Origin of the sequence: Thermococcus sp. LS1 (assembly GCF_012027395.1) — an archaeon.
Taxonomy (GTDB): Archaea; Methanobacteriota_B; Thermococci; order Thermococcales; family Thermococcaceae; genus Thermococcus.
Map to the genome: position 1 here is coordinate 1 of NZ_SNUJ01000024.1, position 271 is coordinate 271.

The 271-nt window shown below is 56.8% G+C and carries 1 pseudogene; it reads left to right on the plus strand.

The annotated features are described in order from the left end of the window. Positions 1-263: pseudogene (hycE, locus tag E3E26_RS11065) on the plus strand (hydrogenase large subunit); the annotation flags it as partial. Between the last annotated feature and the right edge of the window lie 8 nt (positions 264-271).

Consider the following 271-nt stretch of genomic DNA (forward strand, 5'->3'; position numbering starts at 1 on the left):
TCCACTACGTCATGACCGACAGGAAGAACAAGGTCTATCGCTGGAAGGTCAGGGCGCCGACTTACAACAACTTGCCCGCCGTTCCAGAGATGCTCAAGGGCTACAGCGTCGCCGATGCTCCGCTCATCATAGCGAGCATAGATCCGTGCTACTCCTGTACGGAGAGGGTCCAGATAGTGGACGTTGAGACCGGAAAGGCCCAGACCCTGAACGAGCAGCAGTTCAACATGCTCTCAATACAGAAGGGCAAGGAGGTGGCCTGATGGCCCAG